Source organism: Methanocalculus sp. MC3, from assembly GCF_054767395.1.
The window spans coordinates 211,401-232,074 of record NZ_BAABMP010000002.1 but is presented as its reverse complement, the minus strand read 5'-3'; the positions used below and the strand labels follow the sequence as shown (position 1 = coordinate 232,074).

Below are 20,674 nucleotides of genomic sequence, written 5' to 3'. Positions count from 1 at the left end.
TTATCTTTGATGAGGCAAAAATATAGGAGTAATCGATATTTGGTGTTTATTGTGGTGAAGAACTGCTCCAGTCAATCAGTAGCAGATGCGGTTAGAGAATACGAGGGAGTGACCAGAAAACACGCCATTGGTGAGATCATCCGCTCTCTCAAGCTTGATTCTCCCGATATCGTGGCATCGTTTGGAGAAGATGCAGCCGTCATCCGCAAGGGAGATGATGCTCTCCTCCTCGCCGCAGACGGTATCTGGAACAAGCTGATGGAAGCTGATCCATACTGGTCCGGCTTCTGTGCCGTTCTTGTAAATATTCATGATATTGCCGCGATGGGAGGAGATGCACTTGCACTCGTTGATATCCTTTCCTTCACGGATGAAACACTGATGCAGGAGGTGACACGGGGAATGGCAGATGCTGCAAGCCGTTTTGGCGTTCCGATCGTCGGAGGGCATCTCCATCCAAACACCCCATATAATGTCATTGATGTTGCGGTTCTTGGAACAGCACGACTGGACTCGGTCATTTACAGTGACAGGGCAGAGAATGGAGATGCAGTGATTGCAGCCATCGATCTCAACGGCCGTGTTCACCCTTCATGTGCCATGAACTGGGATTCTGTCACGATGAAAGATGCAAAGACCCTCAGATCCCAGATTGGCGTAATGAAGAAGCTCGGAGAGGCACACCTCGTCACATCTGCAAAGGATATCTCAAATCCCGGTGTCATCGGAACCCTTGGGATGCTCCTTGAAGTAAGCAGGAAAGGAGCGAGTATTGATCTCCAGTCGATACCAATGCCCGACCTTGCAGTGCATGGGATCACCTTTGAGCACTGGGTACGAATGTACCCTGGAATGGGCTTCATACTCACTGCCAACCAGTCTCATGCAGATGAGGTTTTACGGTTGTTCCGTGACGTAGGTATGGCAGCACAGATAATCGGAACCATCAACGATACACAGCAACTCACCATCACCTATCAGGGAGAAAACACCGAAGTCTTTGACTTCTCCCATGACGGGATCATCGGATCCATCGATTGGTGCAAGTCATTATGAGAAGAATCGGAATAGGGGCACTGGAAGATTTTACCAGGGTATATGAGGCAGCCAGAAAGGCAGCTTCAGACGATCTCCTCATCATCATTTATACCTCTCAGGAGGTGAGCGAAGAGGAGAGCGGACAGGTGCGTTTCCATATATCACCGAACCCCATACACGCACTCATCAATGGCCTGCTGAGCGGAGAGATCGATGGAGCGGTGCGGGGAACATTGCCATCCGATGCCACACTCAGGTATCTCAGGGAATCAACCACCACCTCAGGCCTCGAGCGTATTGCGGTTCTGGAAACTCCGGAGGGAAAGAAATTCCTCCTCACCCCCGTTGGCATAGATGAAGGGTGGACTTGTTCTGAGAAAGTGAGCCTGGTGGAGAGGGCTGTTGCACTTGCCGGATGCATCGGAATTGATCAGACGATTGGTATACTTTCAGGAGGCCGGATGAGTGATATCGGCAGGAATCCTGTTGTTGATCGATCATTGGCCGAGGGAGAGCTCCTTGCACAACTGACCGGAGGAGTTCATACCGGTATCCTGATCGAGGAGGCGGCAAACAGGTATGGGATTGTGATTGCACCTGACGGCATATCCGGCAACCTGATCTTCAGGACACTTGTTCTTCTGGGTTCCGGGAGATCACATGGCGCACCTGTCGTAAATATCGATGTTACGTTCGTCGATACTTCGCGCGCATCTGATAATTACGAGAATGCCCTCAGGCTGGCAGCAAAGCTCTGTGATTTGAAAAAACAATAAAATAAGCTCAAATGGCACAAATAAAGCCATTTAAAACCCCTTTTCAAAAGAAAACCCTGAATTAACAATAACCCTCCAACATCGAGATACCGATAAATGGAAGGAAGAAAGGGGCTGAATATACGAAAGCCTTAAATATTTAACAATATACTCTTTCAATGGTGGTAATTACATGGCAGACCTACCAATTGCAGCTGTAGTAAGAATCGCAAAGAAGAATGGTGCAGAGCGTGTCGGAAGTGATGCAGCTGAAGCACTTGTTGCTAAAGCAGAAGCATACATCGCCGAACTCACCAAGAAGGCAAATCAGTACGCCCTTCACGCTGGTAGAAAGACGATCAAAGAGGAAGACATCGAGCTCGCCGCAAAGAGCGAGGCTTGATATTTCCTCTCTTTTCTAAAAAAATTCAGAACGTTCCTTTTGTACTTCGAATCTCTGATTCGTTTCCACTCAGTCTGAGTGCCATATTGAGGGTAATTCCAAACGCCTTGAAGACCGATTCACAGATATGGTGATCTGATCGGCCGGAAAAGACGATATGTGCAGTAATCCCCGCCTGATGAACGAGAGAATAGAAGAAATGTTCAAAGAGATCATTTGAGATTCCCCCGGTCTCACTTCCAACAAATGATCCTTCAAAGACGAGATACCCTCTTCCTCCGCAGTCAAGTGCAACCTCTGCCCGTGCCTCATCCATTGGTACAACAGCATTGGCAAACCGGGTGATCCCACGACCATCTCCAATCGCCTCTTTAATAGCCATACCAAGAACAATACCGATATCCTCGACAGTATGGTGGGGATCCACCTGGAGATCGCCTGATGCCGTTACAGAGAGGCCAAAACCCCCGTGCCTCCCAAATGACTCAAGCATATGATCCAGGAAAGGAAGGCTCGTCTGGATCTCCAGGGGACCTCCATCCGGATCAAAGCTGATTGTTATACTCGTCTCTTTCGTCTCACGACTAATATCTGCCCGTCTCATTTCAATTCCTCAAGAACTGCAGGGAACGAGAGCATCCCATTATAGAGAGCCGATCCGAGAACAGCCCCTGCCACACCCAGTTCCCGGAGAATTCTCAGATCCGTTGCTCGTGAGACGCCACCAGAGACGACCACAGGGCATTTCACCGCAGCCATAACTCTTTGTATAGGATCAACGGCGATTCCCTCACAGAGGCCCTCTACATCGACATTGGTGAAGAGGAGAGAACCAGCACCTTCATCTTCAAACCTTTTTGCCCAGACAGAGACCTCACCGGCAGTCTTCTCCCAACCATGAATCGCTATCTCACCACCACGGGCATCAACACCCGCCATGATCCGTTCACTTCCATGTTCTATTGAAAGCCGACTGATGATTGATGGATCTTCTGCTGCTGCCGTTCCGATGATGACGCGATCCACACCCAGTTCAAGCCATCCGGCTGCATCGGATTCGGATCTGATACCGCCGCCGAGCTGGAGAAAAACATCAGTTTTTGCTATCAGCTCGCGGATAACATCCACATTCGCCCCAGCACTTCCAAAAGCACCATCAAGGTTCACAATATGGAGTGCTGTTGCCCCTTCATCAATCCACCGAAGGGCAGAAGAGAGTGGATGACCATAGGAAGATGCGGTCTCTCTTTTACCCTGAACAAGCTGGACGCATCTTCCACCAAGGATATCAACTGCGGGAAATATGTCCATAACCATCACGGGATCATCCGCTGGACATCCATCACAAGGATATCCCTGGCACCGGCACGCTTGACCATATTGATCAGCTGGTATACCCGCTCTTCGGCAACAACCACATGGACTGCGACAAGGTTCTGGTCAGATGCAACCTCCATCACGGTGGGGCCGGAGAGGCCGGGAAGAATTGATCTGATCTCTTCCAGCCGATCGCGACTGACATTCATCATCAGATAGCATTGCCCTTTTGCCCGCAGCACACTTTCAAGTGCAAGAGTAATCTCATCAATCTTCTCACGAAACTCCAAAAAAGAACTCTGGTTCGCAATGAGCCATGTGGAGCTCTGGAAGACGTCAGTCATAATCCTGAGGTGGTTGGTTCTGAGAGTCGTCCCTGAACTGGTCAGATCCACAATCGCATCTGCAATTCCAAGGTTTGGGGCAGCCTCACAGGCGCCGGAGACCGAGACGATCGAGACATCAACACCATGATCCGCAAAAAATTTCCGGGTGATCCCGGGAAATTCCGTTGCAACCTTCTTTCCCGCAAGATCACCAAGCTCATGATAGCTGGAATCCTCTGGAACAGCCACAATAAGACGGGCCTGTCCCATTTTGAGGTCAAGAAGTTCAAGAACATCTGATCCGCGTTCTGCGACCATATCAAGTCCGGTGATGCCGATATCAGCCACTCCCTGCGCAACGTATTCGGGAATGTCAATCGGGCGAACATACAGTATCTCAACATGAGGATCGACGGTTTTTGCGATCAACCGTCTATCCCCCGAGGTAATGATATGGAGGCCGCTCTTCTCGATGAGATCGTTAATGGGCTCAGCAATCCTTCCCTTATTCGGGATTGCCAGCCTGATCAGATCAGAAGGTCTTGAGTTCACCTTTGATAACCCTCTCGGTGATACTGGATATATTCGCAAGCCCGTTATTCACGATCTCTTCAACATCACGGGAGATACTGCCAAAGTCAGCACCATTCTCGGTAATAATCTGCACGCTCGCCACGAGTGGATGATCGATCGGATGGCCGATCTGTGAGAGGAGACGGACATACATCTCGGTGATGCCATCAACCTTTGTGCATGCTTCCTGTGCGATCTCGGTTGAAAGGAGGTTGTAGATCTTGCCGATATGGTTGATCGGGTTCTTCCCGCTTGCTGCTTCCATACTCATCGGACGGTTCGGGGTAATCAGCCCATTGATCCGGTTTCCACGTCCAACCGACCCATCGTCACCCATCTCGGCAGATGTTCCGTTTACAGTCAGGAAGAGGCTCTGGCTCTTGATATCATCAGCAGTATTTACCGCAACAGAGACCTTGCGTTTGGTATGTCTCCGGGCAACTGCCTCAAGTCCTTCCTTCATGAACTCCGTCACCTCGACATAGTCATCGATGGATGAGCAGTACCGGTCCACCATGGCTGATGCGATGGTGTAAGTCATCTCCTCACCATGACGAAGACCCATGATCTTGATATCATATCCGATCGCCGGATTTTTCGGACGGAGAACAGAGGCGATCTCCTGATCCATGGCAAGCACGATCTGTTCGACTTCAGAGAACGGTGCATGCCCGACACCAAAGGAGGTGTCATTTGCCCTTGGAACGGCGTTTCCACCACAGGATTTAAAGACATCACAGAGATCGGTTGACCCGTCACCCATACGGCAGTCAACAATAATGTCCCGTTCCATGTTCAGTGTGGGAAGGGTCTCTTTCAGGTATTCCCTGGCTGCTTCAACTGCTGTTGCATCGGTTGGGATGACACGCCCCTCAAAACATTTTGTTGCTCTTCCCGTCAGCAGAAGATAGATCGGACGAACGATCTTTCCACCGCCAAATGACGGGAGGGAAGCTCCGGCAACAACCTCACCCTGATCGGTGTTGTGATGGAGGACTGCTTCACACTGGCTTTCATATTCACGGCAGAGCGCGCGGCTGATGGCCTCTGCCACTCCGTCTGCGATACTATCGGGGTGCCCGATGCATTTGCGTTCAACAAGTTCAATTGCCTGTTCTTCAATCGGCATCTGCCGGAGTGATTCAACGTTGATAGTGCGTTTCATGAGAAGCCTCATTTTGTTTCTGTCAGTATATAAAAAAAGACTGGATTTGATTTAACATTGTTCATCTGGTCAGCGCCACCTCTGATCGGAGTGTCAGCCTGCAGACACCATCGCGGAAGACCCTGACAAGTCCGCCGCTCTCGGATACGGTGATCCCGACAGCCGGAACATCCCTGGTAATCGCAGCTGTTGCCATATGGCGGCCGCCAAGCCCTGATGGAAGGCTTACTCCGCGTGAATCCGCATCGATGTAGCGGCCTGCGGCGGTGATGTATCCTTCTTTTGTAATGATAAAGACACCGTCAAGCTGCGCAAACTCCTTGACACTCTCCCAGTTCTCACGATTCCTGATATCACAGACAGACAGCGGGTGGCCGGCATAGGGATTCAGGATAGCCTGGTGCGAGCGGGCAAGGAGGGATGAACCATCGCCGATGATAAACGCGGTTCCGATATTTCGACCTTCCCTCCCTTCATGTGCAATCTCAATTGCAAGGGCGAGAGCGGAATGGAGGATATCGGATGGAACAATATCTTCATAGCTGGCGAGATCAAGGTAATCACGCCCATCCCCGACATCATAGATGAGGATGGCAAATGGGAAGACTCCGATGATCTTCCCGCTTGCAACCTCGGTTCTGAGATGATACTGAACAACTGCATCAAGAATATGGTGCTCGCAGAAGAGCAGGAGTTCCTGCATATTTTTTTTGATCATCAGATCAGGCTGATGCTCCTTCACCCAGATGACCGGCACATCAGACTCAAATGGCTGTGATTCGAGGAATGAGAGGATGGCGATGGCATCAACTGAACGTGCAAGATCTGCTGCTGCTGCCATCAGTACCTGATCTTTATCCACGATCATAACAGTTCGCGTATTTTTGAGGGAAGTTCGGATGGCCGTGCTGCAACGGTGATACCCATCGCCTCCAGTCGTTGTATCTTCGATGCTGCATCACCTTCACCCCCTTCGATGATGGCACCGGCATGGCCCATTCTCTTCTCTTTTGGAGCAGAGATGCCTGCGATATAGGCAACCAGTGGCAGATCGAGCGAGAGTGCAGCTTCGGCACCTTCGATCTCAAGTGCACCACCCACCTCACCGATGAGGATGACGGCTTTCGTGAGCGAATCCTCGCTAAATCTCTCGATACAATCGACAAACGTCTCGCCGATCACAGGATCACCCCCGATCCCAACAACCGTGCTCTGCCCGATACCAGCCCTGGTGAGCTCATCAACAACCTCGTAGGTCAGGGTTCCGCTCCTCGAAATGACCCCGACCGGTCCCCGCTGAAAGAGCGGGGAGGGCATGATTCCAAGCCTGCATTCACCTGGAGAGAGGAGGCCCGGGCAGTTTGGACCGATAACGGCTGATCCGCATGAACGTGCATAGGCAACTGCCCTCATCACATCATGCACCGGGATGTGCTCAGTGATAGCAACGATCGTTCCAATCCCGGCATCGGCAGCCTCCATGATCGAGTCGGCCGCAGCACCCGCAGGAACGAAGACGACAGACGCTTCGGTGTCGTGAACAGCCTGTGCCTCCCGGACGGTATCATACACCGGGACACCATGGACTTCCAGACCTCCCTTCCCTGGGGTCACCCCGGCAACAACGCCTGCACCACCGACCGATCGGGCATACTGGTTCATCAGGTCGATGTGAAAGGCGCCCTGGTTGCCGGTAGCACCCTGGACAAGGATTCGTGTCTGTTTATCGCAGTAGATCATGATGACGCCTCCAGAACTGCCGCTGCAACTGCGTCTTCCATCGTCTCAAGCATCCGGTAGCCTGCCCCTTCAAGAAGAGCCCGCCCTTCGGCCTCATTTGTTCCAGCAAGCCGGACGATCACCTGCTGTGAAACACCGGCTGCGATAATGCCACGGGCCACCTCGTCACACCGGGTAATCCCGCCAAGCAGATTGACAACGATCACCTTTACAGCCGGAACAGATGCAACCAGCCTGACTGCATGCATCACCCGATCTGAACCGGCACCTCCTCCGACATCAAGGAAATTGGCCGCGGCGCCGTTGTGGTGGGCAATAAGATCGAGGGTTGCCATGGTAAGTCCCGCACCATTACCGATGACGCCGATCGACCCGTTCAGTTCAACGTACGAGAACCCATGCGCCTCAGCCTCTGCCTCACGATCGGTGAGGTCACGGTTCACGCTGATCCCCTGACGGGCAAGGGCATTATCATCGATGATCAGTTTTGCATCGGCTGCAAGAACACCGGACGGTGTGATCACAAGTGGATTGATCTCAGCAAGAAGGGCATCTTTCTCACGAAATGCACGGTAGAGCGCTGAGATAACCGGCATAATCTCTTTCTCACATCCCCGGGTCAGATACCTGAGAATGAAGCCGGGAACCTCACTGAGTAGGGGAGATACATGTGCGCTCCTGACCGCATCCGGGCGCTCCCCGGCGGTCGCCTCGATCTCAACACCGCCTGCTTCGGCAAAGAGGATCACCGGGGACCGGGTGCTCCGGTCAATGGCAATTGATACAAAGTATTCTTTCTGGATGGGAAGCCGCTCCTCCACAAGCACTTCCTTCACAGGAAGGCCTTTTATCTCTTTCTGGAAGAGTTCGGTTGCAACAGCTTCCGCATTATCTGCCGTTGCCATCAGGATGCCGCCGGCTTTACCCCTGCCACCAACATCGACCTGTGCCTTCAATACCACCGATCCGCCAATCTTCTGACAGGCAGCAGATGCCTCTCTGGCACTGGTGATCAGGACACTCTCCGGAACCGGGATTCCAAATGTCGAAAAGACTTTTTTTGCTTCGTATTCAAGCAGTTTCATGAATCTCCTCCTTTCTGCACGATATCCCGACCAAGATTCAATGCCCTGATGTTGAGCTCTTCTGTCCCTTTTGGAACGCTGTCAAGAACAGCCTTCTCCATCGCTTCGAAACTGACTATTCCGGTTGCAGAAACGAGAGCTCCGAGCATGACGATGTTGGCGACGATCGGCTTTCCAAGTACTTCTTTAGCCTGCATCGTTGCGGGGATCTCGATGAAACGGCATTGTGGGCGGGACTGGACAAGCCCCGTGTCAATCAGCATCAGGGCAGATTCCGGTGCTTCTGCGCCAAACTTCAGGAAACCGGCCTCAGACATGATCACATAGAGGTTTGGCTCCAGAACCTTTGGGTACTGGATCGGATCGTTGCTGATGATGACAGTACTTGAGGATGCCCCGCCACGCGCCTCCGGCCCATAACTTTGGGACTGGACAGCGTATTTTCCATCATACATCGCTGCTGCCCGACCAAGGACAACGGCAGAGAGGATGATCCCCTGACCGCCGAATCCCGAGAATAACACATCGTACTTCATTCCTTCACCCCGAGTGCCGGTCGGTTGCGCTCAGTCAGTGTACCGACAACAAACATATCATCCGGGATCGGTTTTCCTTCGGCAAGGAGACGGTCACGCTTCTCTTTCAGCAGTGAATGATCTTTCATCGACGATATCATAGACTGCACATCACGGAGTTTGTTCCGCCGCCCGTAATTTGTCGGGCACTGGACGATGACTTCAATAAACGAGAGACCCGGTCTCTGGAGGCCGGTCTTTATCGCCTGTGTCAGCTCCCTGACATGATATGATGTCCAGCGTGCCACATAATTCGCACCCGCAGCAGATGCCAGTTCGCAGAGATCAAAGGGGTTCTCATCCATGCCATAGGGAGTGGTTGTTGATACGGCCCCCTTTGGGGTACAGGGGCTTCCCTGGCCGCCCGTCATACCATAGATCTGGTTATTCATGCAGATGATGGTGATATCGATATTCCTGCGGCAGGCGTGGATGAAATGGTTCCCTCCAATTGCCGAAAGATCCCCGTCACCGGTGAAGACGACCACATTGAAATCCTTTTTTGCCATCTTCACGCCGGTTGCAAAGGGGAGTGCCCTGCCATGCGTGGTATGGAGCGAGTCGGTTTTGATATATCCCGGCGCCCGTGACGAGCAGCCTATCCCGGATACAAAGACCGTATCATCGATCTTCCATCCAAGAGAGTCGACTGCCTCGAGGGTGCAGTTGATGATTGTGCCATTCCCGCATCCGGCACAGAAGATATGAGGCAGACGATCCTCCCTGAACCACTCTTCAGCTGTCATTCATGTTCCTCCGCTGATTTCAGAAGATATGACGGAACATGGAGTTCGCCTCCAAGCCGCGGAATCGGGATAACAGGCTGATCGACATGCCGCTGAATCTCCCGCGCAATCTGTCCGAGATTCATCTCGGGAACAAGAAACACCCGTGCATTTGGGAATTGCTTTAGGAGATCTTCAGGGAATGGCCAGACGATCCTGAGATTCAGGTGTCCATAGGTTTTCCCGGGTGCATCCAGGAGAGCCTGGCGAACCGCACGCGTCGGAGCACCATAGGAGATGAAGACGATCTCGGCTTCCGGGTTGACAATATCATAATCTGCAATCTCATGGCGTGCCCGTTCGACCTTTTCCACAAGCCGCATCACCAGCTTCTCATGGAGATCAGGATCGGTTGATGCAGGATATCCTTTCTCGTTATGCGTAAGTCCGGTCACATGAACCCGGTGCCCTTTGCCAAACGGAGTGAATCCGGGTACAAGATCGTCTTCTGGTTCAAATGGAAGCATACCCTCCCTTATCAGCTTTGGAGGAATACATTCAACCTCATCAGGGAACTCCACCCTTTCCCGGAGATGGCCGATGATCTCATCGGACATCAGAAAAGCGGGAACCCGGAACCGATCTGCAAGGTTGAATGCTTTCACCGTAAGGTCAAACATCTCCTGAACGGTTGATGGGGCAAGAGCAACCACGCTGTAATCACCATGCGAGCCAAACCGTGCCTGAAGCATATCCCCCTGGGCAGCCATCGTCGGCTGGCCGGTTGAGGGGCCCCCGCGCTGGATATTGATGACCACACATGGTGTTTCGGTGAATGCGGCATACCCGATATTCTCCATCATCAGGGAAAAGCCAGGACCGCTCGTTGCTGTCATCGACCGCACACCAGTCCATGCCCCACCGATGATCGCAGCCATGCTGGCGATCTCATCCTCCATCTGGATGAATGTACCCCCAACTTTTGGAAGGCGGCGAGCCATCTGCTCGGCAACCTCAGATGACGGGGTAATTGGGTATCCTGCAAAGAACCGGCATCCTGCCGCAACTGCACCTTCTGCACAGGCATCATTCCCCTGCATAAAGTTAATTCGCGTCAATATTCGATCACCACCTTATGCGGTTCAAAGGGGGCCTCCTGAACCCATCTGATCGCCTGATCGGGGCAGATGGTCTGGCATACTCCGCAGAGGCGGCGCTGGTACAGCTGTTGGAGGCGGCAGTTTGTACACCGTCCGGGTCGATCCAGTTCAGGTACAAAGACACCCCGCTTATTCGGCCTCTGCCCCTCCCTGAATATGTTGTATGGGCAGACCATCACGCAGAGGTTGCACCCTTTACACCGTGTATCATCGATAACCAGTTTCATGCAATGGAAACCCTCGCATATAGAATTGTGCGGCTATTCAATAAGCACTTGCGTATCAACGCATTGATCATCGCACCTGATCCCTGATCCATGCATCATACCGTTCCCGTGCCCTGTCATTTACCAGTGAGAAGAGGTTGCCCCCGGCTGCATCTATGCCAACCACCAGCGGGAGATCATTCACCTCAATAACCCAGACAGCCTCGGCCATCCCGAGATCGGGATAGAAGACACCGGTGAGTTTCATATGAGATGCCGCAAGGGCGGCACAGCCTCCGGTAAAGGCAAGGTAGATGCCACGGCCTTTCAGGGAGGCGGCAACATCGTCACTCATCCCCCCTTTTCCAATCAGGCAGCGTACCCCGGCATCGAGGAGGAAAGCTGTCAGCCTGTTCATCCGGGCAGACGTGGTCGGTCCTGCAGCGATGATCCGATCATCCTGGATTACTGGCCCGCAGTGGTAGATCGCGGCCCCCTTTGGATCAAAGGGGATTTTTTCCTCCATCATTCTGAGATGCGCCTCATCCCGGGCCGTATAGATAGTTCCTGATAAAAGAACAGAATCTCCAGCCCTGAGATCGAGAATCTCATCACCAAGCGGAGTTTTAATCTTCACAGACTCACCTTCCGTGTCGCCCGCCTGCATGCCCAGCACTGGATATTTACGGCAACCGGGAGTGAAGCGGTATGACAGTGGGCTTTCTTCACCTTCACGGCAAGAGCAGTGGTATTTCCGCCCAAACCCATCGGTCCGATTCCAAGGTTGTTGATTGCTGTGCAGATCTCTGTTTCATAGGTATCCATCGCATCAATAGGGAGGAGAAGCGCCTCTTTAGCAAGAGCGGCAGCCAGATCAAATGTCCCTCCAATCCCAACGCCGACAACAACCGGCGGGCATGGCCGGCCGCCTGCAAGCAGCACCGTTTCAACAATAAATGCAGGGATCTCATTTCCCTGTGAAGGAAGGAGCATCCCGATGCGTGAGACATTCTCGGATCCTGCTCCTTTCGGAAGGACAGTGATGGTGAGATCAGGTCCTTCGCTGATATGGATCGGCGGGATTGAAACACCGGTATTATCACCACTGTTCTGCCGTGAAACCGGATCGACTGCATTTGGCCTGAGAGGGACAGAGAGGGTTGCACGCCTGACCCCATCATAAACGGCTTCCCTCAGATCTGTTTCATGTAAAGGGTAGCAATGAGGTACCGTCATGTAGATGACAGCAATTCCGGTATCCTGACAGAGAGGGAGATTCAGTCTCCCGGCTTCGGAGATATTCGCGCGAATATTGGCAAGCTCTCCCCGGGCCACGGGATCGGCTTCCAACTCGTATGCAGCATCAATAGCAGCCTCTACATCCGGGGGAAGGAATACCTCAGCCTCTTGGATACAGGCAAGAGTCGCATCCGAGACAGCCTTCCGGAGCGTCTGCTCTTCACGGGTACTCATACCGCCTGATATGATGCGAAAGATGATAAAAGTCGTGAAATATGCAGGTAAAAAAAAAGATATTGAAGGTTTTTAGTTCTTCTCTTCGATGACGACACAAACAGGTGTTGGAAGCTTATGTCCGCCATGGAGAAGCGCATACTTTGCTTTCTCAACGTACTGGGGAGATGTCCAGATGGTGAAGACACGCTGTCTTTCGTGTACACGTGCAGCGGTCCCGACTGCCTTTCCAAATGCAAGGCGCATTCCTTCTGAAACACGGTCCGCACCTGCACCAGTTGCCTGTTTGTTCTCCCTGAGAACATGGTGGGGATAGACACGGAGCTTCATATGGAAGTTGCTCCTGCCCACTTCCTTCATAAGGCGACGATTCATGTTCACACGGGCAGCTTCAAGAGCTGTGTGACGAAGCTGACATGCCTCTTTCACTTCAAGGTGGAGGGCAACCGGGAATTCTTCCTTCAGATTCCCCATATCAAACTGGACAATCTTCAGGCCCGGGACACCACCCATATATTTCCTGCGTGTATATGCCTTCTTTGAAATGGCCCTGTACATCTTTGCTGGTTTTCGTACCATGTAAAAAACTCCTCGCTATGAAAATATGCTTAATAAAATGGATGGTATGAGGTATAAAAGTTATTGGCTGTGCTCGAGACGATCGATAAATTCCAGCACATTCCGGCGGATGGTTGCAAACTCGACACTGGTACGGTCGCGGGGGCGGGGGATGTCGACATCATAGATCCCGGCTATCCTTCCGGGTCGTGCTGAGAGCACCATGATCCGATCAGCTAAAAAGACTGCTTCATCCACACTGTGAGTAACAAACATAACCGTCTTCTTCGTCTTCTCCCAGATCAGGAGGAGTTCTTTCTGCATCCGGTTTCGTGTCCGTGCATCGAGGGCGCCAAAGGGCTCATCCATCAGGAGGACAGCAGGATCGGTTGCCAGCGCTCTGGCAACTGCAACCCGCTGCCGCATCCCTCCTGAGAGTTCATATGGGTAACTATCACCAAATCCTTCCAGACCAACCAGACCGATGAACCGGTTGACAATCTCCTCGCGCTCATCATGCGGCATCCCGCGCATCTGGAGGCCGAAGCCCACATTTGCCCGGACAGTTCGCCAGGGGTAGAGCGAGTATTCCTGAAAGATCATGGCAAGACGTGGATCGGGTCCGGTGACGGGCGTTCCTTCAACAATAATCTCCCCTGAGGTCGGATGATCGAGGCCGCCGATCATCCTGAGAAGGGTTGTCTTTCCACAGCCCGAAGGACCGAGCATACAAAGAAACTCACCTCTTGAGATCTCGGCAGAAACATTATCAAGAGCAATGAGCTGCTCATTCTGACGCGCAGTAAAGGTTTTGCCTACATTTTTCAGGACCACTGTCATCTGTTCATCTCCTGCCACTGGAACTTTCGCTTCTCAACTTCGCGGAAGAGAACATCCACGCCAATCCCGATGATACCAATGACAATCATACCGGCTATGATCACCTGCACCTGTCCCCAGTTGTATGAGTACATGATCAGGTACCCGATACCCGAGCTGGTGCCCGGGAGCATCTCAGCTGCAACGACACACATCCAGGCAACTCCAAACCCAACCCGAAGACCAGTCCAGATCGCAGGGGCAGCAGCCGGTAAAATCACATATGCAAGGAGTTTCCACCCTTTTGCACCATAGATCGCCGCAGTCTCGATCCAGGTCCGATTCACCCTCCGAACACCATCTATGCTATTGATCAGAACCGGGAAAAACGACCCGATGAATATGATGAAGACGATTGAAAGGAGCCCGATCTTAAACCATGCTAATGACAGGGGGACCCATGCAAGCGGCGGGATCGGCCTGAGGAGCTGGATGATCGGGTTTACCAGTTCTTCGATGGTGCGATAACGGCCGATAATAATCCCAATCGGAACTGCGCAGAGAACCGCAAGTCCAAAACCCAGCAGAACTCTCCAGACAGAGAGCAGTGCATTATCGATGATACTTCCGCTCCCGAGAATATCTGCCCCGGGAGTCATAAGAACCGCAGCAACAGACGTCGGCGTTGGGAGGATGAATGGGTTATTGATCAGAACCGATGCGACTTCCCACGCAAGGAGAAGAAAAAAAGGAGGTAATAATTTCAGATACCATCTCATCAGACTTCTTTCACCACCACACCGCTGTCCTGGAGCGCATATTTTATCTGCACATCCTGGATCGAGCCACGTATTGGTGCGGCGATCTTCAGTGGCCGACCCTCGGCGGATCGTGCATCAGCCCATGCGATGAATGAATCCCAGTCATCAACCGGAGCAGATGCCGCAACAACAAGGCCTGATCCTTCATTCTGTGTTGGAAGCAGGATCTTAATAGCCATTCCCTTGTCAATTGCAGAGATTGTTGGCGGGGTGCCTGCATAGGAGAGCTGGATAGCTTCGCTTCCCATGAGTGTCATCAGCTGGGCGCCACCTTCACCCTGGACGAGCCTGACTTCGGCGATGGTCTCACCATTGACAATTAAATCGGCAACATCGACCTTGCCCGGGGCAGTTGCCCGGGGCTTCAGGGCAATCCCATAATTCTCATTGAAGTATTCCCAGTCCTTGATAGCAACAAAGAGGGGTGCATCATGATCTGATGGGAGGTACCCAAGGGAGACTGGCTTTGTCAGCTTCCCGGGAGTTGTGATCTCGCCTGCATCAACCATCACCCGTGCAGCTTCGTAATGGGAGAAGTCATAGAGTGTGGCACGTACGTCGGCAGTTGAGGCATCCTTAAGGCTTCCTGTCAGATAGCCGATCTCGCGGAGCGCTTCGATGAAGCGATCATTACTCTGGAGCCACTCTTCAGAGGGTTCAGTCGAGAACCGTATTGTCGGTATGGAATGGGCAAGAACATCCTTTGAATCAACCTTGACATCACCAAAAGTCATGGTCCCGCCACCAAAGAGCCAGTTGGCAGAGACCTCTGCGGCACGATCAGGGTTCTCCTGGACGTAGTTGCCTGAGAGAATAAGGAGTGCAGCAAATGCATTCACAAAATCAGGGTTTGCAGTTATGAAGTCCTCGCGTGCAGACAGGGCATCACAGGTGTGATCTGTCCAGGTACCTGCTGGCGGAAGATCCTGGGAGTAGCTGACGACAGTTCCAATACCTGAAACCTCAGCGACAGAGACGAATGGCTGCCATACCATGTAGCCGTCAATCTGGCCGGTCGAGAGCAATACAGGCATCTGCCCGGTTGCCGTATACATGATACCTACTTCACTCTGCACACCATCGGGGGGAGTTACCGGTACTTCTTCTGTGACACAGCCCGCTACAAACATGGCAAGTGCTAGAAGAGTTATGATACCCCAAAACACCTTCATTTTCATAAATATGAGTGGTTAGGTAGACTATATAATCTATTGGATTTCGGAATTTCGTGGACATTATAGAGATATTTTGATGAAAAATTCTACAAAAAGAGAATGAGGAGTTGAGGAGTAACTCCATACCCTTCCAGAAAAGAATCGATTTCTACGAAGAGATAATCAGTTTTCAGATACTATCATACCTGAAGAGGAAGAGGATGCGACACGACCAGATACGGGAAGGGAGGCTTGCCGGGGAGCGGAGCGCGCTCATTGCACGGTACCTCTCATCAATGGAAGCTGACCGGAGGATCGCCTCTGCGGATCTCCGGGTGGATATGGCTCACCTGGCGATGCTGAGGCAGCAGAACCTGATACCAAAGGAGCATGCACAGAAGATTGCATCAGAGCTTTTCAGAATGTATACCGAGGGCATCCCGGATGAGGCATTCGATGAGCGTTTTGAAGATATCCATGCGGGAATAGAGGGAGAATTAATTGCAAAAGCCGGTATCGATTCCGGAGGACGGCTTCACCTTGCACGGTCACGAAATGATGAGGTGGCAACCTGCCTCAGGATCAGGGTGCGTGAGGATATTCTGGAGATCCTGACATCAGTTGCCACACTCAGGGAGATCCTTATCCGGCGTGCCGGGGAGCATACAGGAACAGTGATGCCGGGCTTCACCCACCTCCAGCATGCACAGCCAACAACACTCGCCCATCACCTTCTCGCCTATGAAGAGGCCTTTTCCCGAAGTGCAGAACGGCTTCTCGAAACATTTGCCCGCGTGAACCGATCACCTCTCGGGTCAGCCGCATTTGCATCGACTGGTTTTCCGATCGATCGTGAGATGACCAGTCGGCTGCTTGGGTTCAACAGCATCCTCGGGAACTCGATGGATGCGGTATCGGGGAGGGATTTTGCACTTGAGACGCTCTCTGCCCTCGCCATTCTGATGTCAGATTCAAGCAGGCTCTGCGAAGAGCTGATCCTCTGGAGCAGTGCCTTTGTTGAATTTGTCGAGCTTGATGACATATACTGCTCCACCAGTTCGATCATGCCGCAGAAGAAGAACCCGGACTGTGCCGAGATTATGCGCGGACACGCCGGGACGGTCGCAGGGGCATTCCAGTCCGCACTCGTCTGCATGAAAGGTCTCCCCATGAGCTATAACCGCGATCTCCAGACACTGACACCCCATCTCTGGAGTGGAATCTCACATACCGCTGCAAGCATGGAGATTCTTGCAGGAATGATGGAGACGGCAGTATTCAATGCCGAAAGGATGTATCGGGAGAGTGACCGGGGCTTTTCGACCGCCACCGAACTTGCCGATACACTTGTGCGTGAGTTTGGGCTTCCATTCAGAACAGCACACAACATTGTCGGCCGGGCAGTCCGCTCAAAAGAGATCACCCTGAGCGTAATCGAACAGGCGGGCAAAGAGATCTCAGGCATCTCTCTTCAGGAAATGGGGCTTACAGAAGATCGAATTCGAAATGCACTCGATCCAGCCCTCGTAGTTGCCGCGAAGAAGGTTGCCGGGGGGCCGGCTGAAGAGGCCATCCATGACGCGATACGGATACGCTCAGGTCTTCTGAAGGAGCATAATGAGACGATACAGATGCAGAGAAGAGTTTTACAGGATGCTGAAGAGGAGCTTGTCTCCATGATACGGGGGCTTATTGAAGCATGAAGACCGGAGATCTTGTTTCCTGTACCATTGGCGGGAAGACGCTTGAAGCAGTGTATATCACAGAACGGGATGAGAGGGCTGTCCTGAAACTCCCATCAGGATACAATATCGGAGTGCCATTCCCTGAAATCAGGCATATCAGGGATGGGGAGGAGAGGAAAGGAGTCGAACCTCCTGTTGTGCAGGATTCGAAATTACCTGAGCTTGCAATCATTTCAACAGGAGGCACCATCGCATCCCGTGTAGACTACCGGACAGGGGCGGTCACAAGCAGATCAACTGCTGATGAGATCATCTCAGCCATTCCCCGGCTTGCTACAATCGGGCGTTTCCGAACCAGACAGCCATTCTCGATACTGTCTGAGAATATGAAACCCTCAATGTGGATTGAGCTTGCACGCAGCATCCATGATGAGATTCAGGCAGGCGCCCGGGGTGTCATTGTCACTCATGGAACCGATACGATGGCATATTCGGCATCTGCCATCAGCTTCATGCTTGATACACCGGTTCCCATCATCTTTGTCGGTTCCCAGCGATCAGCCGATCGCCCGAGCAGCGACAATGTGATGAATGCACTCTGTAGTGCTGCTGCTGCATCTGCAAATCTGGGCGAGGTCGCCATCTGCATGCATGGTACCGTCAATGACGATTATTGTGCTGTGCACCGGGCGACAAGGGTACGAAAGATGCACACTTCGCGCCGCGATGCATTCCAGAGTATCGGAGCAGAACCGATTGCAACGGTCACCTACCCGGATCTGGAGGTATCGCTTCAGGCAGATGCCATAGGGAGAGATGCACGGGAGTTGACTCTCAGGGATACAATGGAGGAGAAATGTGCCCTTATCTCCTACTATCCGGGGATGAATCCGGCAATCCTTGATTCATATACATCATATCGCGGGGTTGTCATCGCGGGAACCGGGCTTGGCCATGTCGGAACTGTCCTTATGGATAGGATACGTGAGCTTGTCTGCAATGGAACAACAATCGTGATGACAACGCAATGCCTCCAGGGAAGAGTCTGCGACCGGGTCTATGATACCGGGAGGGATCTCCTCAGGGCGGGTGTCATCGAAGGAGAAGATATGCTTCCCGAGACTGCTCTTGTCAAACTGATGTGGGTTCTTGGACAGACAGAGAACCCTGATGAGATCCGGAAGATGATGCAGGAGAATCTGAAGGGTGAGATTGTACGGAGGTCTGTGTATGGATTATAAGGCACTCGGCCTGACCGCAGGAATCGAGATTCACCAGCAGCTCGACACAGCTGAAAAGCTCTACTGCCGGTGTCCGACCATTCTCAGGAATATTGATGAGAAAAACGGTGAGATCAGGCGATACCTGAGGGCAACGGTCTCGGAGATGGGTGTCATCGACCGTGCGGCAGAAGAAGAGATGAAACAGATGCGCTTCTTCTCATACTATTCCTACGATACCACCTGCCTTGTCGAGAATGATGATGAGCCACCGACACCGATGAATCCGGAGGCCCTTCAGATCACCCTCACCATCGCAAAGATGCTCTCGATGACCCCGATCTCGCAGGTGCATACGATGAGGAAGATGGTGATCGACGGGTCAAACACCACCGGCTTCCAGAGAACGGCACTTGTTGCCATGAACGGGATTGCAGGTGGCAGCTGCAGGATCGAGTCGATCTGCCTTGAAGAGGAGGCAGCCCAGAGAGTGACCGACAAGACATTCTCGCTGGACAGGCTCGGGATACCGCTTGTTGAGATCACAACCACACCCTGTATGCATACTCCGGAAGAAGTGAAGGAGATCGCAGAATATATCGGCATGATCCTCAGATCAACCCGGAAAGTGAAACGCGGTCTTGGAACAATCAGGCAGGATGTGAACATCTCGATCAGGGACGGAGCCCGTGTTGAGATCAAGGGGGTCCAGGAACTCGATCTGATCCCGGAGGTCGTCTCCCGTGAAGTTGAGCGGCAGGTGAGCCTGCTTGCGATCAGGGAGGAACTGAAAAGCCGTGGTGCTGAGGTGCTCCCCGGGGAGATTGATGTCACTGATCTCTTCTCATCCACGAAATCGAAGGTGCTGAAGAAGGCGCCATGCATCATGGCTGCGACCCTGAAAGGATTTGCCGGGATCATAGGGCGGGAGATCCAACCCGGACGCCGCCTTGGAAGTGAGATGTCAGATTATGCAAAGAAATGCGGCGTTGGCGGACTGTTCCATACCGATGAACTGCCTGCATACGGCGTTACTGAAGAGGAGGTTGCTGCCCTGAGGGGACGTGTGATGGCAGGCGATGGCGACTGTGTGATTATCGTCTCAGGAACAGAACCGCAGGCATCTTGTGCAATCAAACAGGCACTGAAGCGTGCAGGGATGGCACTTGAAGGAGTTCCTGAAGAGACCCGGAAGATGCTTCCCGAAGGAAGTTCCGCATATATGCGGCCACTCCCCGGAGCAGCACGGATGTACCCCGAGACGGATGTTCTTCCTGTTGAGATCACCGGGGAGATGATGGATGCAATCGAGCTCCCGGAGCTGTTGACCGATGTTGCGGAACGCTTCACAGAGGAGCTCGGCATCGATAGCGCGCTTGCCCGCCATATCGCTTATTCAGATCGGCTTCTGACCTTCGAGAAGGCGATTGCAGCCGGGATAAAACCTGCATTAGCTGCACGTACCCTCATCTCAACCCTGCGGGAACTGTCCCGCGATGGTGTGGATTGTGGGGGAGTCCCTGATGAGACGCTCATTGTGCTCCTCTCACGTGTCAATGACGGGGAGATTGCCAAGGAAGCAATTCCCGACATCCTCCGTGCCCTTGCCGGGGGTTCTCCACTCGAAGAGGCAATTTTGTCAGTCGGACCTACATTCTCGGTTTCCGATCTGGAATCATTAATTGAGGGAATTGTCGCCGAACGTGCAGAATTCATCAGGGATCGTGGAATGGCGGCGCTTGGTCCGGTGATGGGTGTTGTTATGAAGGAAGTGAGGGGCAGGATAGACGGCCAGATTGTAGCAGATGTTTTAAAGCGATCGATTGAGAAGAGGATTTGAAAAGATATCTTTATCAAAAAGCCAGACAGTAGTTAT

23 protein-coding genes are annotated in these 20,674 nt (G+C 52.4%); 6 read left to right on the top strand and 17 right to left on the bottom strand.

Annotation, left to right across the window (positions count from 1 at the left end; translation table 11 throughout):
• Nucleotides 1-39: 39 nt before the first annotated feature.
• From ACYUBO_RS04700 to ACYUBO_RS04690, 3 genes are all read left to right on the top strand, one after another.
• On the top strand, nucleotides 40-1,056 hold the full coding sequence (locus ACYUBO_RS04700) for a methanogenesis marker 2 protein (RefSeq protein WP_460372735.1): 1,017 nt from the start codon (nucleotides 40-42) through the stop codon (nucleotides 1,054-1,056).
• Nucleotides 1,053-1,814, top strand: coding sequence for a methanogenesis marker protein Mmp4/MtxX (gene mtxX / locus ACYUBO_RS04695; RefSeq protein WP_460372734.1), 762 nt, complete (start codon nucleotides 1,053-1,055; stop codon nucleotides 1,812-1,814). The genes ACYUBO_RS04700 and mtxX overlap by 4 nt, the downstream gene beginning before the upstream one ends.
• Nucleotides 1,815-1,986: 172 nt before the next feature.
• Entirely contained in the window at nucleotides 1,987-2,196 is a 210-nt protein-coding gene (locus tag ACYUBO_RS04690) for a histone family protein (RefSeq protein WP_255332874.1), read from the top strand.
• A 25-nt stretch (nucleotides 2,197-2,221) separates the two neighbouring features.
• Here the strand turns inward: ACYUBO_RS04690 and hisB are convergent, their stop codons facing one another.
• The 17 genes from hisB to ACYUBO_RS04605 all read right to left on the bottom strand — a co-directional run bounded on the left by hisB (nucleotide 2,222) and on the right by ACYUBO_RS04605 (nucleotide 15,911).
• Nucleotides 2,222-2,800 carry an imidazoleglycerol-phosphate dehydratase HisB gene (gene hisB / locus ACYUBO_RS04685; protein ID WP_460372732.1) on the bottom strand — a complete coding sequence of 193 codons (579 nt, stop codon included), beginning with the start codon at nucleotides 2,798-2,800 and terminating at the stop codon, nucleotides 2,222-2,224.
• On the bottom strand, nucleotides 2,797-3,507 hold the full coding sequence (gene hisA, locus ACYUBO_RS04680; protein ID WP_460373592.1) for a 1-(5-phosphoribosyl)-5-[(5-phosphoribosylamino)methylideneamino]imidazole-4-carboxamide isomerase: 711 nt from the start codon (nucleotides 3,505-3,507) through the stop codon (nucleotides 2,797-2,799). Before hisA ends, hisB begins: the two co-directional genes overlap by 4 nt.
• A gap of 5 nt (nucleotides 3,508-3,512) precedes the next feature.
• The gene (gene hisG, locus ACYUBO_RS04675) at nucleotides 3,513-4,391 is read right to left on the bottom strand and encodes an ATP phosphoribosyltransferase (RefSeq protein ID WP_460372730.1); all 879 of its coding nucleotides are present in this window, start codon (nucleotides 4,389-4,391) and stop codon (nucleotides 3,513-3,515) included.
• On the bottom strand, nucleotides 4,372-5,577 hold the full coding sequence (locus tag ACYUBO_RS04670; RefSeq protein WP_300333787.1) for a methionine adenosyltransferase: 1,206 nt from the start codon (nucleotides 5,575-5,577) through the stop codon (nucleotides 4,372-4,374). The genes hisG and ACYUBO_RS04670 overlap by 20 nt, the downstream gene beginning before the upstream one ends.
• Nucleotides 5,578-5,638: 61 nt before the next feature.
• Entirely contained in the window at nucleotides 5,639-6,418 is a 780-nt protein-coding gene (locus ACYUBO_RS04665; RefSeq protein ID WP_460372728.1) for a DNA integrity scanning protein DisA nucleotide-binding domain protein, read from the bottom strand.
• A 23-nt stretch (nucleotides 6,419-6,441) separates the two neighbouring features.
• A complete protein-coding gene (sucD, locus tag ACYUBO_RS04660; RefSeq protein ID WP_460372726.1) occupies nucleotides 6,442-7,317 on the bottom strand; it encodes a succinate--CoA ligase subunit alpha in 876 nt (291 codons plus the stop codon).
• Complete coding sequence (locus ACYUBO_RS04655; RefSeq protein WP_460372724.1) at nucleotides 7,314-8,402, bottom strand: succinate--CoA ligase subunit beta; 1,089 nt, start codon at nucleotides 8,400-8,402, stop codon at nucleotides 7,314-7,316. Before ACYUBO_RS04655 ends, sucD begins: the two co-directional genes overlap by 4 nt.
• Nucleotides 8,399-8,938 (bottom strand): 2-oxoacid:acceptor oxidoreductase family protein, encoded by a 540-nt coding sequence (locus ACYUBO_RS04650; RefSeq protein WP_460372722.1) that lies wholly within the window; start codon nucleotides 8,936-8,938, stop codon nucleotides 8,399-8,401. The genes ACYUBO_RS04655 and ACYUBO_RS04650 overlap by 4 nt, the downstream gene beginning before the upstream one ends.
• Nucleotides 8,935-9,723, bottom strand: a complete 789-nt coding sequence (locus ACYUBO_RS04645) for a thiamine pyrophosphate-dependent enzyme (RefSeq protein WP_460372721.1) — start codon at nucleotides 9,721-9,723, stop codon at nucleotides 8,935-8,937. The genes ACYUBO_RS04650 and ACYUBO_RS04645 overlap by 4 nt, the downstream gene beginning before the upstream one ends.
• Nucleotides 9,720-10,820 (bottom strand): 2-oxoacid:acceptor oxidoreductase subunit alpha, encoded by a 1,101-nt coding sequence (locus tag ACYUBO_RS04640; protein WP_460372719.1) that lies wholly within the window; start codon nucleotides 10,818-10,820, stop codon nucleotides 9,720-9,722. The genes ACYUBO_RS04645 and ACYUBO_RS04640 overlap by 4 nt, the downstream gene beginning before the upstream one ends.
• On the bottom strand, nucleotides 10,817-11,089 hold the full coding sequence (locus ACYUBO_RS04635) for a 4Fe-4S dicluster domain-containing protein (RefSeq protein WP_300334795.1): 273 nt from the start codon (nucleotides 11,087-11,089) through the stop codon (nucleotides 10,817-10,819). Before ACYUBO_RS04635 ends, ACYUBO_RS04640 begins: the two co-directional genes overlap by 4 nt.
• 67 nt (nucleotides 11,090-11,156) lie before the next feature.
• Nucleotides 11,157-11,735, bottom strand: coding sequence for a FumA C-terminus/TtdB family hydratase beta subunit (locus tag ACYUBO_RS04630; RefSeq protein WP_300334796.1), 579 nt, complete (start codon nucleotides 11,733-11,735; stop codon nucleotides 11,157-11,159).
• Nucleotides 11,702-12,541, bottom strand: a complete 840-nt coding sequence (locus ACYUBO_RS04625) for a fumarate hydratase (protein ID WP_460372717.1) — start codon at nucleotides 12,539-12,541, stop codon at nucleotides 11,702-11,704. Before ACYUBO_RS04625 ends, ACYUBO_RS04630 begins: the two co-directional genes overlap by 34 nt.
• 72 nt (nucleotides 12,542-12,613) lie before the next feature.
• The gene (locus ACYUBO_RS04620) at nucleotides 12,614-13,120 is read right to left on the bottom strand and encodes a 50S ribosomal protein L16 (RefSeq protein ID WP_300331491.1); all 507 of its coding nucleotides are present in this window, start codon (nucleotides 13,118-13,120) and stop codon (nucleotides 12,614-12,616) included.
• A 60-nt stretch (nucleotides 13,121-13,180) separates the two neighbouring features.
• A complete protein-coding gene (locus ACYUBO_RS04615) occupies nucleotides 13,181-13,939 on the bottom strand; it encodes an ABC transporter ATP-binding protein (RefSeq protein ID WP_460372715.1) in 759 nt (252 codons plus the stop codon).
• A complete protein-coding gene (locus ACYUBO_RS04610; protein ID WP_460372714.1) occupies nucleotides 13,936-14,697 on the bottom strand; it encodes an ABC transporter permease in 762 nt (253 codons plus the stop codon). The genes ACYUBO_RS04615 and ACYUBO_RS04610 overlap by 4 nt, the downstream gene beginning before the upstream one ends.
• Nucleotides 14,697-15,911 (bottom strand): ABC transporter substrate-binding protein, encoded by a 1,215-nt coding sequence (locus tag ACYUBO_RS04605; RefSeq protein ID WP_460372712.1) that lies wholly within the window; start codon nucleotides 15,909-15,911, stop codon nucleotides 14,697-14,699. The genes ACYUBO_RS04610 and ACYUBO_RS04605 overlap by 1 nt, the downstream gene beginning before the upstream one ends.
• Nucleotides 15,912-16,114: 203 nt before the next feature.
• Between ACYUBO_RS04605 and argH the strand changes: the two genes are divergently transcribed.
• The 3 genes from argH to gatE are packed head-to-tail and all read left to right on the top strand — an operon-like array spanning nucleotide 16,115 to nucleotide 20,638.
• Nucleotides 16,115-17,596: an argininosuccinate lyase gene (gene argH, locus ACYUBO_RS04600; protein ID WP_460372710.1), complete on the top strand. Its 1,482-nt coding sequence runs from the start codon at nucleotides 16,115-16,117 to the stop codon at nucleotides 17,594-17,596.
• Complete coding sequence (gene gatD / locus ACYUBO_RS04595; RefSeq protein ID WP_460372708.1) at nucleotides 17,593-18,819, top strand: Glu-tRNA(Gln) amidotransferase subunit GatD; 1,227 nt, start codon at nucleotides 17,593-17,595, stop codon at nucleotides 18,817-18,819. Before argH ends, gatD begins: the two co-directional genes overlap by 4 nt.
• Nucleotides 18,809-20,638 (top strand): Glu-tRNA(Gln) amidotransferase subunit GatE, encoded by a 1,830-nt coding sequence (gatE, locus tag ACYUBO_RS04590; RefSeq protein ID WP_460372706.1) that lies wholly within the window; start codon nucleotides 18,809-18,811, stop codon nucleotides 20,636-20,638. Before gatD ends, gatE begins: the two co-directional genes overlap by 11 nt.
• Nucleotides 20,639-20,674: the final 36 nt, after the last annotated feature.

What these genes read in the sequence shown, in the direction of transcription:
- mtxX (WP_460372734.1), top strand. Translation starts at nt 1,053, where the DNA reads ATGAGAAGAATCGGAATAGGGGCACTGGAAGATTTTACCAGGGTATAT.
- ACYUBO_RS04690 (WP_255332874.1), top strand. Translation starts at nt 1,987, where the DNA reads ATGGCAGACCTACCAATTGCAGCTGTAGTAAGAATCGCAAAGAAGAAT.
- hisB (WP_460372732.1), bottom strand. Translation starts at nt 2,800, where the DNA reads ATGAGACGGGCAGATATTAGTCGTGAGACGAAAGAGACGAGTATAACA.
- hisA (WP_460373592.1), bottom strand. Translation starts at nt 3,507, where the DNA reads ATGGACATATTTCCCGCAGTTGATATCCTTGGTGGAAGATGCGTCCAG.
- ACYUBO_RS04670 (WP_300333787.1), bottom strand. Translation starts at nt 5,577, where the DNA reads ATGAAACGCACTATCAACGTTGAATCACTCCGGCAGATGCCGATTGAA.
- ACYUBO_RS04665 (WP_460372728.1), bottom strand. Translation starts at nt 6,418, where the DNA reads ATGGCAGCAGCAGCAGATCTTGCACGTTCAGTTGATGCCATCGCCATC.
- sucD (WP_460372726.1), bottom strand. Translation starts at nt 7,317, where the DNA reads ATGATCTACTGCGATAAACAGACACGAATCCTTGTCCAGGGTGCTACC.
- ACYUBO_RS04655 (WP_460372724.1), bottom strand. Translation starts at nt 8,402, where the DNA reads ATGAAACTGCTTGAATACGAAGCAAAAAAAGTCTTTTCGACATTTGGA.
- ACYUBO_RS04650 (WP_460372722.1), bottom strand. Translation starts at nt 8,938, where the DNA reads ATGAAGTACGATGTGTTATTCTCGGGATTCGGCGGTCAGGGGATCATC.
- ACYUBO_RS04645 (WP_460372721.1), bottom strand. Translation starts at nt 9,723, where the DNA reads ATGACAGCTGAAGAGTGGTTCAGGGAGGATCGTCTGCCTCATATCTTC.
- ACYUBO_RS04635 (WP_300334795.1), bottom strand. Translation starts at nt 11,089, where the DNA reads ATGAAACTGGTTATCGATGATACACGGTGTAAAGGGTGCAACCTCTGC.
- ACYUBO_RS04630 (WP_300334796.1), bottom strand. Translation starts at nt 11,735, where the DNA reads ATGCAGGCGGGCGACACGGAAGGTGAGTCTGTGAAGATTAAAACTCCG.
- ACYUBO_RS04625 (WP_460372717.1), bottom strand. Translation starts at nt 12,541, where the DNA reads ATGAGTACCCGTGAAGAGCAGACGCTCCGGAAGGCTGTCTCGGATGCG.
- ACYUBO_RS04620 (WP_300331491.1), bottom strand. Translation starts at nt 13,120, where the DNA reads ATGGTACGAAAACCAGCAAAGATGTACAGGGCCATTTCAAAGAAGGCA.
- ACYUBO_RS04615 (WP_460372715.1), bottom strand. Translation starts at nt 13,939, where the DNA reads ATGACAGTGGTCCTGAAAAATGTAGGCAAAACCTTTACTGCGCGTCAG.
- ACYUBO_RS04610 (WP_460372714.1), bottom strand. Translation starts at nt 14,697, where the DNA reads ATGAGATGGTATCTGAAATTATTACCTCCTTTTTTTCTTCTCCTTGCG.
- ACYUBO_RS04605 (WP_460372712.1), bottom strand. Translation starts at nt 15,911, where the DNA reads ATGAAGGTGTTTTGGGGTATCATAACTCTTCTAGCACTTGCCATGTTT.
- argH (WP_460372710.1), top strand. Translation starts at nt 16,115, where the DNA reads ATGCGACACGACCAGATACGGGAAGGGAGGCTTGCCGGGGAGCGGAGC.
- gatD (WP_460372708.1), top strand. Translation starts at nt 17,593, where the DNA reads ATGAAGACCGGAGATCTTGTTTCCTGTACCATTGGCGGGAAGACGCTT.
- gatE (WP_460372706.1), top strand. Translation starts at nt 18,809, where the DNA reads ATGGATTATAAGGCACTCGGCCTGACCGCAGGAATCGAGATTCACCAG.